General features: G+C 56.7%; 9 protein-coding genes and 2 pseudogenes. 8 read left to right on the plus strand and 3 right to left on the minus strand.

Annotated features, from left to right (window positions below; all coding sequences use genetic code 11):
- Positions 1–154, minus strand: a 154-nt coding sequence (locus SYN63AY4M2_RS13090) for a helix-turn-helix domain-containing protein (protein ID WP_143597453.1), incomplete at its 3' end; no start/stop codon positions are given.
- A gap of 324 nt (positions 155–478) precedes the next feature.
- Here SYN63AY4M2_RS13090 and SYN63AY4M2_RS14275 point away from each other — a divergent pair.
- The 3 genes from SYN63AY4M2_RS14275 to SYN63AY4M2_RS14285 are packed head-to-tail and all read left to right on the plus strand — an operon-like array spanning position 479 to position 4,219.
- Positions 479–2,452 carry a PAS domain S-box protein gene (locus SYN63AY4M2_RS14275; RefSeq protein ID WP_240530550.1) on the plus strand — a complete coding sequence of 658 codons (1,974 nt, stop codon included), beginning with the start codon at positions 479–481 and terminating at the stop codon, positions 2,450–2,452.
- Positions 2,446–3,552: a GAF domain-containing protein gene (locus SYN63AY4M2_RS14280; RefSeq protein ID WP_240530551.1), complete on the plus strand. Its 1,107-nt coding sequence runs from the start codon at positions 2,446–2,448 to the stop codon at positions 3,550–3,552. The genes SYN63AY4M2_RS14275 and SYN63AY4M2_RS14280 overlap by 7 nt, the downstream gene beginning before the upstream one ends.
- Positions 3,553–3,562: 10 nt before the next feature.
- Positions 3,563–4,219: a HAMP domain-containing sensor histidine kinase gene (locus SYN63AY4M2_RS14285; protein ID WP_346426069.1), complete on the plus strand. Its 657-nt coding sequence runs from the start codon at positions 3,563–3,565 to the stop codon at positions 4,217–4,219.
- Here the strand turns inward: SYN63AY4M2_RS14285 and rpsU are convergent.
- Positions 4,216–4,359: pseudogene (gene rpsU / locus SYN63AY4M2_RS14290) on the minus strand (30S ribosomal protein S21). The gene SYN63AY4M2_RS14285 and the pseudogene rpsU overlap by 4 nt on opposite strands.
- A 331-nt stretch (positions 4,360–4,690) precedes the next feature.
- On the opposite strand from rpsU, the gene apcD reads away from it, so the two are divergent.
- The 4 genes and pseudogenes from apcD to SYN63AY4M2_RS13120 all read left to right on the plus strand — a co-directional run bounded on the left by apcD (position 4,691) and on the right by SYN63AY4M2_RS13120 (position 8,237).
- Positions 4,691–5,164: an allophycocyanin subunit alpha-B gene (apcD, locus tag SYN63AY4M2_RS13105; protein ID WP_099812040.1), complete on the plus strand. Its 474-nt coding sequence runs from the start codon at positions 4,691–4,693 to the stop codon at positions 5,162–5,164.
- A 267-nt stretch (positions 5,165–5,431) separates the two neighbouring features.
- Positions 5,432–5,917, plus strand: coding sequence for an allophycocyanin subunit beta (locus SYN63AY4M2_RS13110; protein WP_099812041.1), 486 nt, complete (start codon positions 5,432–5,434; stop codon positions 5,915–5,917).
- A gap of 39 nt (positions 5,918–5,956) precedes the next feature.
- Positions 5,957–6,943: pseudogene (locus SYN63AY4M2_RS13115) on the plus strand (chlorophyll a/b binding light-harvesting protein); the annotation flags it as partial.
- 721 nt (positions 6,944–7,664) lie between these two features.
- Positions 7,665–8,237 carry a Uma2 family endonuclease gene (locus SYN63AY4M2_RS13120; protein ID WP_099812043.1) on the plus strand — a complete coding sequence of 191 codons (573 nt, stop codon included), beginning with the start codon at positions 7,665–7,667 and terminating at the stop codon, positions 8,235–8,237.
- Here SYN63AY4M2_RS13120 and SYN63AY4M2_RS13125 read toward each other — a convergent pair.
- Complete coding sequence (locus tag SYN63AY4M2_RS13125) at positions 8,215–9,993, minus strand: diflavin flavoprotein (protein ID WP_011430493.1); 1,779 nt, start codon at positions 9,991–9,993, stop codon at positions 8,215–8,217. The genes SYN63AY4M2_RS13120 and SYN63AY4M2_RS13125 overlap by 23 nt on opposite strands.
- Before the next feature lie 124 nt (positions 9,994–10,117).
- Here SYN63AY4M2_RS13125 and SYN63AY4M2_RS13130 point away from each other — a divergent pair, with 124 nt between their 5' ends.
- On the plus strand, positions 10,118–12,874 hold the full coding sequence (locus tag SYN63AY4M2_RS13130) for a cation-translocating P-type ATPase (protein ID WP_011430492.1): 2,757 nt from the start codon (positions 10,118–10,120) through the stop codon (positions 12,872–12,874).
- The last annotated feature ends 68 nt before the right edge of the window (positions 12,875–12,942 follow it).

The following is a 12,942-nucleotide window of genomic DNA, read 5'->3' on the forward strand; positions in this document are numbered from 1 at the left end:
GTGCTCTGATGTAGCTGTCGAGGTCATACCTTCTCGCCCTACCGGATGGTGTACGTACTGCATGGATCCAGCCCTTCTGTTCCCATCGCCTCAAGGTGTGGAGACACACCCCAAAATAATCCGCCGCTTCTCTCGGTTTTACATACCTAGCCATACCAAGCAGCCATACTGAACATACTGGGCATTATTTTCAGTATAGTCCAGCATATCATTGACTAGAGTCATGCTCTCTCAGCGGCTGGTGCGCTGGATTCAGAACTATCTATCCGAACACTCAGGAAACCTAAGAAACAACTCTTCACCCTGAAAGCCCCCTTTTCGAGGATACTGCCCCACCGTTCCAGTAGACTCAAACTTTGCTCTCCTTTTCGGGGAGATGGGGAATTGTTGGCACAGTGCTTGATCCTGGGTTAGAAATGCTACCGAAAAGCAGTGCACTCCTTGACACTTTCTAAACTTAACTTAATCGACAACCTTCATGAGCGCCTCCTGGGATCTGGTCAACCTGCTTACCTTACTCAACTGGAACACTCTGCCCGGATGGCTTTGGCTGCTCCTTTGGGGATCCTCACTGGCCGTGGTGATGTACTGGCAAAGGCGCTGGCTGCAGCGGGATCAGGTGGGTTTTCCCGATGTCATCATGCTGGCGCGTGCAGATACGACGGTGGTGGAATGTAACGAAGCTTGCCAGAAAATCTTGGGGGATTGGCGGGGCAGGCGCTGGATCGACGTGCTGCTGGCAGAAGAGCAGGAGCAGGCGCAGCAAAAGATAGCCCACCTTACCCCTCAGCAGCCCACCTTTACCCGGATTAGCAGAGTGGCGGATGCAGCGGGGCAGGTGCGGTGGTTTGAGTGGATCAACCAAGGCATTTTTGACCGGCGGGGCCGCTTCCAGTTCATTCGCGGGGTGGGCCGAGACATTACCGAGAAGAAACAGTTGGAAGAAAACCTGCGGCTGCGGGAAGCCCAACTGCGCACCTTGTTGGACGCCCTGCCATTGGCGGTGTGGGCCAGGGATCCCCAGGGAGTGCTAATTTTGCAAAATGCCACTGACCGCGCCTGGTTTGGCGATCTGCTGGGTACTTCTCTGGAGGAGGCAGCTCGAGAATATCCTCACTGGCTGGAGTACACCTCTCAAGTTCTATCCGACGTAGAGCGGCAAGGGTTTTGCCAATTCGAAGGTAAGGAAATGATTCAAGGCCAGGAGCGCTACACCTATCGCTTCGCTGTAAAGCTTCAGGATCAGTCTAAAGGATTAGGGCTTCTCGGCATTGTCCTAGATATCACCGAACAAAAGCGGCTGGAACAGGAGGTGTGGGAACAAGAAGAGCGTTTTCGCGCCTTCCTCAACAACAGCCACGACATTTTGTGTCGGATCGATGCCCAAGGTCTGCTGCATACCTTAAATCCTCCGGCTGCTGAGAAAATTTTGGGGCGTGCTCCCAATCAGGGAGAGGCCGTACCCTTGGATTGGGTTCACCCCGAGGATCGGCAGAACGTTGCTAATGCTCTTGAGCAACTCAAGGCTCGACCTGGCGAGACACTCAGCTTTATTTACCGGGCCCAACACGCCGATGGCCAGTGGGTGTGGCTGGAGAGCCTCTGCACCAATCTTTTGGAGGATCCCTCTGTGCAAGGGATCGTTTCCAGTACCCGCGATATCACCCAACAAAAGCAGGTGGAACTGGCTTTGCGAGAGAGCGAAGCCCGCTTCCGAGAAATTGCAGAGGCTGTACCGGTGGTTTTCTTTGTGTATTCTGCAGACTTGAGCCAGTCTCTCTACAAAAGCCCCCAAAGCGAGAAGATCTGGGGTTACACAGCAGAAGAGTTTCGCCGCAAGCCAGATCTCTGGAAAGACAGGATCCATCCCGAAGATCTGCCAAGGGTACTGCAGGCGGCCGCCCGAGCCACTCAAGAAGCCCAGCAGATCACCTACCGCCTTTTCCATCGGGATGGCAGGCTGCGCTGGCTGCGTACTTCTTGCCGACCCATCTTGAACGAACAGCAAGAGGTTATCCGTATTGTTGGCATTACCGAAGATATTACGGAGCAGAAAGAAGCAGAGCTGGCTCTACAAGAAAGCGAAGCTCGGCTTAGGGCTATTCTGGACGGGATCCCTTTTTCTATCTTTCTCAAAGATCTGGAAGGGCGCTATCTTCATGTAAACAAGACTTATCTACAACAGAGAGGCTGCAAGGCAGAAGAGCTCTTTGGAAAGTTGGATAGTGAGCTGTTCGCATCAGAAGAGGCTCTAGAATTTCGAGATCAGGATCAAAAAGTCCTGCAATCTCCGCATCCTGTCAGCTACGAGCGAACCTTTTTCCGCGATGGCAAGAGATTGACCCAGTGGGTCACCAAGTTTGCCCTGCGGGATCAGCAGGGGTCTCCTTACGCCGTTTGCGGCATCGCTGTGGACATAACGCCCCTCAAACAACCCAAGATCTGTTGCTGAAAGAAGCAGAGCGGGAGCGGCTGCTTGGAGCTTTGCTGCGACGCATCCGTCAGGATTTGGATTTGCAATCTATCTTGCAAACCACTGTTGCAGAAGTGCGAGAGGTTTTCCAGGTGGATCGGGTGATGATCTATCAGTTACAGGAAGGTGTAGGGGGGTTTGTAGCTGCTGAGTCGGTGGCGGATCCCTGGCCCAGCCACCTGGGCCGCTACGTGTGGGATGAGTATTTCCAAAGGGATCCGCGCTATCGCAAGTACCAAGAGGGCTTTGTGCAAGCCATAGCCAACGTGGCGACGGCCAATTTGGATCCTTGCTATCGGGAGCTCTTGGAATCTTTCCAGGCCCAAGCCAACTTGGTGATCCCGATTCGGCAGGGTGAGGCTTTGTGGGGTCTATTGGTAGTTCAGCACTGCCAATCCAGCCGCCCTTGGCAAGAGTGGGAAATCCGGCTTTTACAAGAGCTGAGCGATCAATTAGCCATCGCGTTGCAACAGGCCCAGTTATATGAACAACTGCAAGCCCTCAATCAAACCTTGGAAGAAAAGGTTCGGCAACGCACCTCTGAGTTGCAGCGATCCCTGCAATTTGAGGCCCTGCTGAAACGCATCACTGACCGGCTGCGCGACTCTCTGGATGAAGCTGAAATTCTCAACACCGCTCTGCGCGAGCTGGGAGAAAACCTAAATGCAGATGGCTGCGATATTGGCCTTTACAACGCCGATCTCACCCTTTCCACCATCAGCTACGAGTACTGCCCCCGCTCCAATTCCTCCCTGAACATTTCCATATCCATAAAGGGTGGGCCTTACGACGATGTTCATCAACAATTGCTCGCAGGACAGCCCTGCCTTTTTTGCTTCTACTGTCCAGAAAAGACAGTGGAAAAGCGCCAGGTGGTCATGGCTTGCCCCCTGCCGGATAAAGGCCAAGTGCTAGGGGATCTGTGGATCTTTCGCTCAGCTGAGCGTTCTTTCGACCAGCAGGAGATGCAGCTTATCCAGCAGGTGGCCAATCAATGTGCTATCGGCCTAAGGCAGGCGCGCCTATTCCGAGCTGCCCAAGAGCAGGTGCAAGCCCTGGAGCGCCTTAACCGCCTCTAAAGATGACTTTATCAGCACCGTCAGCCACGAGTTGCGCACTCCTCTAGCCAGCATGAAAATGGCGTTGCACATGCTGCAAGTTGCCCCTGCGAGGGAGAAGCAGGCCCAGTACCTATCCATCGCCCAGCGGGAATGCCAACGGGAGATCGAGCTGATCAATGACCTGTTGGATTTGCAGCGGCTAGAGGCAGGAGCCTATGCTTTGAATCTGCAAACGCTGACCTGGGAAGCCTTGTTGGGGGATTTGCTGTTGGCTATTGGCGAACGCGCCCGTACTAAGGGGCAAACCTTTCAAGCCAACGTGCCTCTGGAGAGCAGCATCACCACAGATCCTCTCCTTTTGGGGCGTATCCTGCGGGAGCTCCTGCACAACGCGGTGAAATACACCCCCGGCCAGGGATCCATCCGCCTAGAAGTCAGGGTTGAGGCCAACCGAACTCGCATCCAAGTCAGGAATAGCCAAGAGATCCCGGCTGAGGAACTCACCCGCATTTTCGATCGTTTTTACCGGATCCCCAGCCATGATCCTTGGAAAGAAGGGGGCACCGGTCTGGGCTTGGCTTTGGTGAAACAAATGGTGGATCAACTGAGGGGATCCATCGAGGTCAGCAGCGCCGCCGGCTGGACAACTTTCACGCTCCACCTGCCCCCTCTGCCCCAGTTTTAAAGGTTGAGCGGATCCCTGGGGACTCCTGCTTTGCGCTTGCGCTTTTCCAGGTTGGTTTCAAAGTAGCGATGGTTACGCAGATCTGGCAAGATTCCTGCCTCAGAAACTTAGCCCTTAAAGCGGCGCAGCGCCGATTTGATCCCTACCTTAGGGGTTCTCTCCCCCGGTACCTCTGCACAGCCCGTCTTATTGTAAGTTCTGTAGCAACAGATACGGAAATAGTTCCCAACACAGATGCTCATCTCGGCCAGAAGAGATAGAGGCTGAGTATTCTGAGGGTTGCTGTCGTATCCGGGATCTGGATTGGCCGCCAACCCAACCTTCTCAATCTGGTCACGCTGCCGAAGACGCGAGGCAGAGAGGATTTGTTGCAAGTAAGTTTCAATTCACAACTTTTTCTTAATAAGTGATTTCGGTTCTTGAGGATCTGGCTTACTTTGTTACCTGTAGAGTGTTCCTTGCCAAAAACCTATGAGCATTGTTGCCCAAGTCATCGCGCAGTCGGACGCGGCTGATCGCTTCCTCAGCAGTGCCGAGATCGCCAAGCTAGAGGATTTCTTCAGCAAGGGTCAAGTTCGCATCCGAGCCGCCCAAAAGTTAGCAGAGAACGAGCAAAAAATTGTCCAGGAAGGCAGCAAACGGTTTTGGGCCAAATGCCCCAACACCCCCAGCAATAAGGGCAACCCTCAAAAAACTGCCCTCTGTCAACGAGATCAAGGCTGGTATATCCGCTTGGTTAGCTATTGCATCTTGGCAGGCAACGATAAGCCGCTGGAAGATATCGGCTTGAACGGCATGCGAGAAATGTACATCTCTTTGGGCGTGCCGCTACCCAACCTGCGGGTGGCGATGAGCTGCCTAAAAGAGGTAGCTGCCGGCATTCTTTCTTCAGAGGAGATGGCTCTAGCTGCCCCCTACTTTGATCGACTGATTCGCGCTTTTTGAATCGATGAATGGATAGACAAATCGCTGCCCTCTCGCTCAGTTTTAGAGTTGAGGCGCGCTACTCCTGCCTCTGTGAGCTTGAGGTTTCGGCTGGCTTTGCGAGCTTGACCTGCAAGCTGTGAAGTTGTCTTAAGTTGCAATCCATAAGAGTTCTCACAGGCAATGCCTGAGCAAGCGGTGCAAGGACTCCGTCCCGCTAACGCGAACAGCATTTGCCCAATTGCCTCAAGAAATCAGTCCCTACTAGTGCTTAGAGGAGAAAAATCCATGAAAGATACCATCACTTCCCTGATTAACCCCGCCGATGAGAAAGGCTCTTACTTAGATGCCGCAGCTCTGGAACAATTAAATCGCTATTTCCAGAGTGGCAACATGCGCGTCAAGGCGGCCAAAACCATCAGCTCCAGCGCCAGCAGCATTATCAGCAAAACGGTTGCCAAGAGCTTGCTCTACGGGGATATTACCCTACCGGGGGGCAATATGTACCCTACTCGGCGCTACGCGGCTTGCTTGCGGGACCTGACCTATTTTCTACGCTATGCCACCTACGCCATGTTGGCTGCCGATCCCTCAATTTTGGATGAGCGCGTGTTGCAGGGTTTAAAAGAAACTTACATCACCCTCGGCGTTCCCATCGATCGCGTCATTCAGGCCCTCAATGCCATGAAAGAGGTCCTGACCGAAAGTCTCGACACAGAGGCAAGTCAAGAAATGGCCGTTTATCTTGACCATATCATTGCCGGTCTGAGCTAAACGTGCCTGTATTTTTGAGGGCTCACTGAGGAGCTATCTATGAATGCCAAAAAGATGCACCCATCGGGCTACCCCTGGTGGTTAGGTAACGCTCGATTGATGAACCTCTCTAATACTTTTATCGTGGCGCATGTGGCCCATGCGGCCTTGATCATGGCTTGGGCGGGGGGCTTTACCTTGTTTGAGCTGGCCAAGTTCTCGCCAGAGCGGCCCATGTACGAGCAAGGGCTGATTTTGCTGCCCCACTTGGCCACATTGGGGTGGGGGGTTGGCCCCGGTGGCCAGATCGTCAATACCTTTCCCTATGTGGCCATTGCCTCAATTCACCTGGTGGCTGCCGGCGTGTTGGCTGGAGGAGCCTACTTCCACCAAACCCAACTTCCCCCCAGCTTAGATATGGAATTCGGCAGGGCTGCCAAGTTTCACTTCACTTGGGATGATGCCAAAACGTTGGGAGTGATTTTGGGGCACCACCTACTGATTTTGGGCCTGGGATCCCTATTGTTGGTGGCCAAGGCGATGGTGTTCGGGGGGCTGTATGACGCCAACACCGGTCAGGTACGCCTGGTTACGGCTCCAACTTTGGACTTTGCCACCCTTTGGAACTACCGCACCCACCTGTTTGATGTCAATAATTTGGAAGACTTGGTGGGGGGCCATATCTATGTGGGAGCTCTTCTCTTGTTGGGAGGGGTGTGGCATATCCTGGTTCCGCCGTTTGAGTGGGTTAAAGCTCGCTTTCTCTTCTCAGCAGATGGGATCCTCTCCTACTCTCTATTCGGCATCGCCCTAGCCGGTTTTGCGGCTTCTTACTACTGTGGGTTTAACTCGCTGGCCTACCCGGTGGAGTTTTACGGCCCCACCCTGGAGCTGAAATCCGCCTTTACTCCTTACTACTTCGATCCAAATCAAACGGGAGCGTGGAACTACTCCTCAAGGGTTTGGCTGGCGAATGCTCACTTCTACTTAGCCTTCTTTTTTCTACAAGGATCCCTGTGGCATTTTCAGCGAGCGATGGGATTTGATGTCGGCAAGATGCTGCAGCTTTGGCAGCAGAGTCGGCAGGAAATGACCTCTCAGTCGGTGTATCAGGTTCAATTTCAGTGCCGACCTCAGCCTGACTTTGCAACTTTTTACGAGCCGCCCTTTGCAGGTCCAGAGCCTCTATCTGTATCTCCCGAGGATATCTACTGGTATCAGCCGCCAAAGGCTCCCAGCTCCAGATCTCTATCGTTGATAAACGGCGTTCGGCAAACTCTCTATGAAGTGAACTACACCCTTAGGAGGTGGATCTTCTACGAGCCCGCAAGAGAGAAGATAGCTTTCAATCGTTCTGACTTAAAGGCAGATTATGGTTCGCGCAAGTCAAGGGCTGATTTCTCGAAGTTTGCTCGATCTCTGCCCAAAGTCTTCTACGAGCCGAGCAGAGTTCAGGCTTAACCTACCTGGGATTTGAGGGGGTTTGGCCCTCAGGAGAGGTGATTACCCTGCCTGGGGGCTTTTTGCTTTGCTAGGGCTCCGCAGTGTGGGCTAAGGAAGGGAGTACCGATCTAGACTTGGCCTTGGTGAAGCAAATGGTGGATCAACTGAGGGGATCCATCGAGGTCAGCAGCGCCGCCGGCTGGACAACTTTCACGCTACATCTACTCCAATTGCTGCAATTCTAACCCCTACTCCACCACTCGCCCTCGCTTGGGGATTTGGGATACAGTACTGGTAGGGATCCTGAGGAGCTTTGCCTAAACCTATGACAACTCGCCTGGCTCCGCCTCTTACCCTTGAAGACTTCCTCAAGTTGCCTCACATAGAAGATTCTCCGGCATGGGAGTACGTGGATGGAGTTGCCATTCAAAAACCGCTGCCCAAAGTCCGCCATTCCATTTTGCAAAAACGCCTCGTGGCTGAGGTTGACGGCAGCACCACCAGCTATACTGCCCTACCCGAATTGCGATGCACTTTTGCCGGTCGTTCCATTGTTCCCGATATTGCTGTAATTGCGTGGGATCGAACTCGCCTAAGTGAAACAGGCGAGCCAGAGGATAACTTCACCGCAGCACCCGACTGGATTATCGAAATGCTTTCGCCGGGTCAAAGGGTAAGCCGTGTAATCGATAATATCCTGCATTGCCTAAAGCACGGCAGCAAATTAGGGTGGATGGTGGATTTAGACGATTACTCTGTTTTGATATTTGCCCCTCAACAAGAGCCGGAAATTTGCCGAGCAGATCGTCAGCTCAAGGTGATCGACGGGATCCAGTTAGCATTGACTCCACAACAAATCTTTGTTCTCCAATACACTACCCCCGCCGCATGGCCGTAACCCCCGTGGGATCCAGCACTTTGCCGCGCTCTACCTCGGCATGGATGAGGTAGCGATCGCCACACTCCATCCAACTTTTGACACGGCACTCCAGGTAAGCCAGGGCATCCAAAAGGATCGGGCAGCCATTTTCGGCAGTGGCCGTGGCCAGGCCGGCAAAGCGGTCTTCGCCAGGGCGTTGAGGCCGTTGAAAGTGTCGCTGCAGGCTGCTGCTTTTGCCCTCCCGCAGGATGTTGAGCACAAAGGCCGCTTGCGGATGGGTGAGCAGTTCTGCCTCGCTTTCCCTGCTCACGGAGAGGGTGAGGCCGGGGGGATTGAAGCTGGCCTGGGCCACTGACCAGGTGAGAAAGCCGCGCGGGATCCCATCCTGCAAGGCGGTCACCACACAGAGGGATCCCACCACTCGGCTGAGGGCCTGCGCCAGCCGATCCGCCTGAGTTTCAACACCGCCTTGGCGGGGGGCACGAGCTCGCTTGGCCTTGCGCAGGGCTTGGGCAAATTGGGATCCCGCCTCTTGGCAAGCTTCCAAGATCTCGGCGGTGGGCTTAAACTTGGCGCGGATCGTCTCAAACCCCAAGGTAAAGCCGGCATTGAGCAACTTGCTCTCGATGAGATCCACGGCCTCGCCGCTCCAGCCATAGGAGCCGAAGACCCCGGCCAGCTTGCTGGTGGGAACGGAAGAGAGAATCAGGCCCAGGGCTGTTTGGATCTGGACCGGGGGATGGCCGGCCAGGGTTGGCGAGCCGATGATGAACCCCTGGCAGCGCTCCAAGGCCTGGGCGATCTCTTCAGGGGTGGCCCACTCGCAGTTAATCCGCTCCACCGTAACTCCCGCCCGCTCCAAGCCTTGGGCAATGGCTACCGCCATCAAGCCGGTGTTGCCGTAGGCGGAGGTGTACAGGAGGGCCACCCGCTGCTCCAAGGGATCCTCTTCGCACCAGAGCTGGTAGTCCAAGCGCAGCCGCCGCAGGCTGTGGCGCACGAGGGGCCCGTGGGCAGGAGCGTAGATCTGGGCGGGGAATTCCTCCAGCTTGGCCAGGGCTGCCTTGACCTGGGGCGCTTGGTTGCGGTGGAGACAGTCGAAGTAGTAGCGGCGATCCTCGCTCAGTTGCCGCCAATGTTCATCGAATACCTGCTCGTCGCAGACATGGGCGCCAAAGAGCTTGTCGGTAAAGAGGATCCCGGTGGCCGGATCGTAGGTGCAGAGGGCATCGGGGTGGCGGGGCGTGGGCACCGTGCGCAAGTGCAGCTCATGGCCCTCTCCCAGATCCAGGCGATCCCCATCTCGGATGACCCGCAGGCGAAAGGACTGATTGCTGCCGTAGGGAATGCCAAAATCGGCGGCCTCCTCTTCGTCGCGGCCAGGAGGGGGGGACTCCCTGCCTTCAAAAGCTGCCCGCAGGGTAAGGGATCCTGGCTTAGAGCAGAGCACCACTGCGTAGGGGGCCAGCGGCAGAAGCGCCTTGAGGGTGGCGATGCGGTTGAAGTTGACGTGGCTGAGCAGGATAAAGTCCAGCCGCTGCAGGTATTGGTGCTGGGCCAGCTCCTCCAGAAAGATGTCCGTAAACGACTCCCCCGGCGGATCGATGAGCAGGGTTTGGCGGGCCTGGATGAGGTAGCTGTTGGCCGTGGTGCCCCGCTGCCGGGCATATTCCAGCTCAAACTTGAGGCGATCCCAGGTGCGGGAGCGCAAAACCAGAGTGGACGGGCCAATGACGGCCACTTGAACATCGCGAGTGGGAGTTTTGCTCGCCATAGCAGTCTCCAGGGGGCCTCTGTCCCCACCTTGCCACGAAACTAGGGAAATGGGGACCCCTTTTCCTCTATGGAAAGCTTCGAGAGCTAACGTAGAATTTGTCCATTCCCTGGGAGTGTTTGCGATGGCCCAAGCTTCTGGATCCGCCGGTGCTTCTGCTACGGCCTGGCATAGCCTCCCTCTTCCTGCTGTTATCCAGAAGTTGCAGACCGATCCCGATGCTGGCCTGACTACCCAGCAGGTGATCCAGAGGCAGCGGGAATACGGCCCCAACGAGCTAATCTCCTCTCCTGGACGCAGCGCCTGGCAGCTTTTCCTCGACCAATTCCGCAACGTCATGCTGCTGATGCTGATCGCCGTGGCGGCGATCTCAGCGACTCTGGACTTGCAGGAAGGCGAGTTCCCCAAAGATGCTCTGGCCATTCTGTTGATCGTCGGCCTCAACGGTCTGCTGGGCTACTTACAAGAAAGCCGGGCGGAAAAAGCGCTGGCGGCCCTAAAAAAGCTGGCCTCCCCCAGCGTGCGGGTGCAGCGGGACGGCCTGTGGCAGGAGATCCCCGCCAACCAATTGGTGCCAGGGGATCGCGTGCTCCTGGAAGCCGGGGTGCAGATCCCGGCCGATGGGCGCTTGGCGGAAGCGGTCAACCTTCAGGTGCGGGAGGCGGCCCTGACAGGGGAGGCGGTACCGGTTAGCAAGCAGGCTGACTGTGTCCTCCCCGAAGACACGGAGCTGGGGGAACGGCGCAACATGGCCTTCATGGGCACCGAGGTGTTGCAGGGGCGCGGGATCCTCTTGGTTACCGCCACCGGTATGAACACGGAGCTGGGCAAGGTGGCCGCCCTGCTGCAAACGGTGGAAAACGAGCCCACCCCCCTGCAGCGGCGCATGAGCCAGCTGGGCAACGTGCTGGTGTCGGGATCCCTGGCCTTGGTGGCGCTGGTGGTGATCGTGGGGCTGCTGCAGGCCGGCAGCATGGCGCCTTTCACCTCGCTGCTGGAAATCTCTCTCAGTATGGCCGTAGCCGTGGTGCCGGAGGGGCTGCCGGCCGTGATCACCGTCACCCTGGCCATCGGCACCCAACGCATGGTGCGCCGCAACGCCCTCATCCGCCGCCTGCCGGCTGTAGAGACCCTGGGATCCGTCACCACCATCTGCTCCGACAAAACCGGCACCCTCACCGAGAACAAGATGGTGGTTACCGACATCCTCACGCCGGAGCGCCACTACCAGGTCAGCGGCAGCGGCTACATCCCCAAGGGATCCTTCTACTGCCGCGGCCAGCCCATTGATCCCCAGAGCGCCCCGGATTTGCAGGCCCTTCTCAGGGCGGTGGTCTTCTGCAACGATGCCCTGTTGCAGGCCAGTCTTCCAGCCCAACGGGGCGCTGCCCCCACCTGGTCGATCCTAGGGGATCCCACCGAGGCCGCCCTGCTGGTGGCTGCTGCCAAGGCCAACCTGCAGAAAGCTTCCCTTCAAGAGCAGCACCCGCGCGCGCAGGAGATCCCCTTTAGCTCGGAACGCAAGCGCATGAGCGTGGTGGTGCAGGAGGAGGGCAGCTACCGCGTCTACGTCAAGGGATCCCCGGAGCTGGTGCTGGAGCAGTGCGCCCAGATCCAAAAAGGCGGAACCTGGCAGGAGCTGTCAGAAGCCGAGCGCCAAGCCATTCTGGCTGCCAACAACCGCCTGGCGGCCCAGGGCATCCGGGTTTTGGGGGTGGCCACCCAGCAGTTGCAGCGGATCCCGGAGAACCTGGAGGAGATCGAGCGCAACCTGGTGTGGCTGGGGCTGGTGGGCATGTACGATCCGCCGCGGCCCGAAGCGCGGGAAGCAGTAGCCCGCTGCCGCCAGGCCGGCATCCGCACCCTGATGATTACCGGCGATCACCAATTGACCGCTGTGGCCATTGCCCGCGAGCTGGGCATTCTCGACTCGGAGGGCCAAGCCATTGACGGGCGCACCCTCTCTCGGCTCAGCTTTGAGGAGCTGCTGCAGACGGTGCAAAGGGTCAACGTCTATGCCCGTGTTGCCCCCGAACACAAGCTGCGCATCGTCCAAGCTCTGCAAAAACAAAACCAGTTTGTAGCCATGACCGGGGATGGGGTCAACGACGCCCCTGCCCTGCGCCAGGCAGATATTGGCATTGCCATGGGCATCACCGGCACCGACGTCAGCAAAGAGGCCAGCGACATGGTGCTGCTGGACGACAACTTCGCCACCATCGTGGCGGCCATTGAAGAAGGGCGGGTGGTCTACAGCAACATCCGCCGTTTCGTGAAATACATCCTGGGCAGCAACATCGGCGAGGTGTTGACGGTGGCTGCTGCCCCTATCTTGGGCCTAGAGGACGTGCCACTGACGCCCCTGCAGATCCTGTGGATGAACCTGGTAACCGACGGCCTGCCCGCCCTGGCCTTGGCGATGGAGCCAGCAGAACCAGGGGTGATGCAGCGCCCCCCCTTCAACCCCAAAGAGAGCATCTTTGCCCAAGGGCTCGGTGCCTACATGGTGCGCATCGGTGTGGTCTTTGCCATCTCCACGATCCTGATGATGGCCATCGTGGAAGCCTATATCCCCCACTGGCGCACGATGGTCTTCACCACCCTGTGCATTGCCCAGATGGGCCATGCCCTGGCAGCCCGCTCCAACGACAAGCTGACCCTCGAGATGAACCCCTTTTCCAACCCCTACCTGCTGGGGGCCGTGTTGGCCACTTTGCTGTTGCAGTTGGCCCTGCTCTATGTGCCCTTCCTGCGCAACTTTTTCGGGACAGAAGAGTTGACCCTTCCAGAACTGCTCATTTGCCTGGGCTTTAGCACGGTGGTGATGGTCTGGGTGGATCTGGAAAAACTCTACCGCCGCTGGCGCCAGGGATCCCGCTGAATCTTCACAATTATTTTTCACAATAAAGCATCTTCACAATAAAGAGTCTCTCTCCCTGCTGCATCCAG

This window comes from Synechococcus sp. 63AY4M2 (assembly GCF_002760475.1).
Lineage (GTDB): Bacteria > Cyanobacteriota > Cyanobacteriia > Thermostichales > Thermostichaceae > Thermostichus.

Excerpts from the sequence above, each read along its gene's own strand:
- SYN63AY4M2_RS14275 (WP_240530550.1), top strand. The coding sequence starts at position 479 with ATGAGCGCCTCCTGGGATCTGGTCAACCTGCTTACCTTACTCAACTGG.
- apcD (WP_099812040.1), top strand. The coding sequence starts at position 4,691 with ATGAGCATTGTTGCCCAAGTCATCGCGCAGTCGGACGCGGCTGATCGC.
- SYN63AY4M2_RS13110 (WP_099812041.1), top strand. The coding sequence starts at position 5,432 with ATGAAAGATACCATCACTTCCCTGATTAACCCCGCCGATGAGAAAGGC.
- SYN63AY4M2_RS13120 (WP_099812043.1), top strand. The coding sequence starts at position 7,665 with ATGACAACTCGCCTGGCTCCGCCTCTTACCCTTGAAGACTTCCTCAAG.
- SYN63AY4M2_RS13125 (WP_011430493.1), bottom strand. The coding sequence starts at position 9,993 with ATGGCGAGCAAAACTCCCACTCGCGATGTTCAAGTGGCCGTCATTGGC.
- SYN63AY4M2_RS13130 (WP_011430492.1), top strand. The coding sequence starts at position 10,118 with ATGGCCCAAGCTTCTGGATCCGCCGGTGCTTCTGCTACGGCCTGGCAT.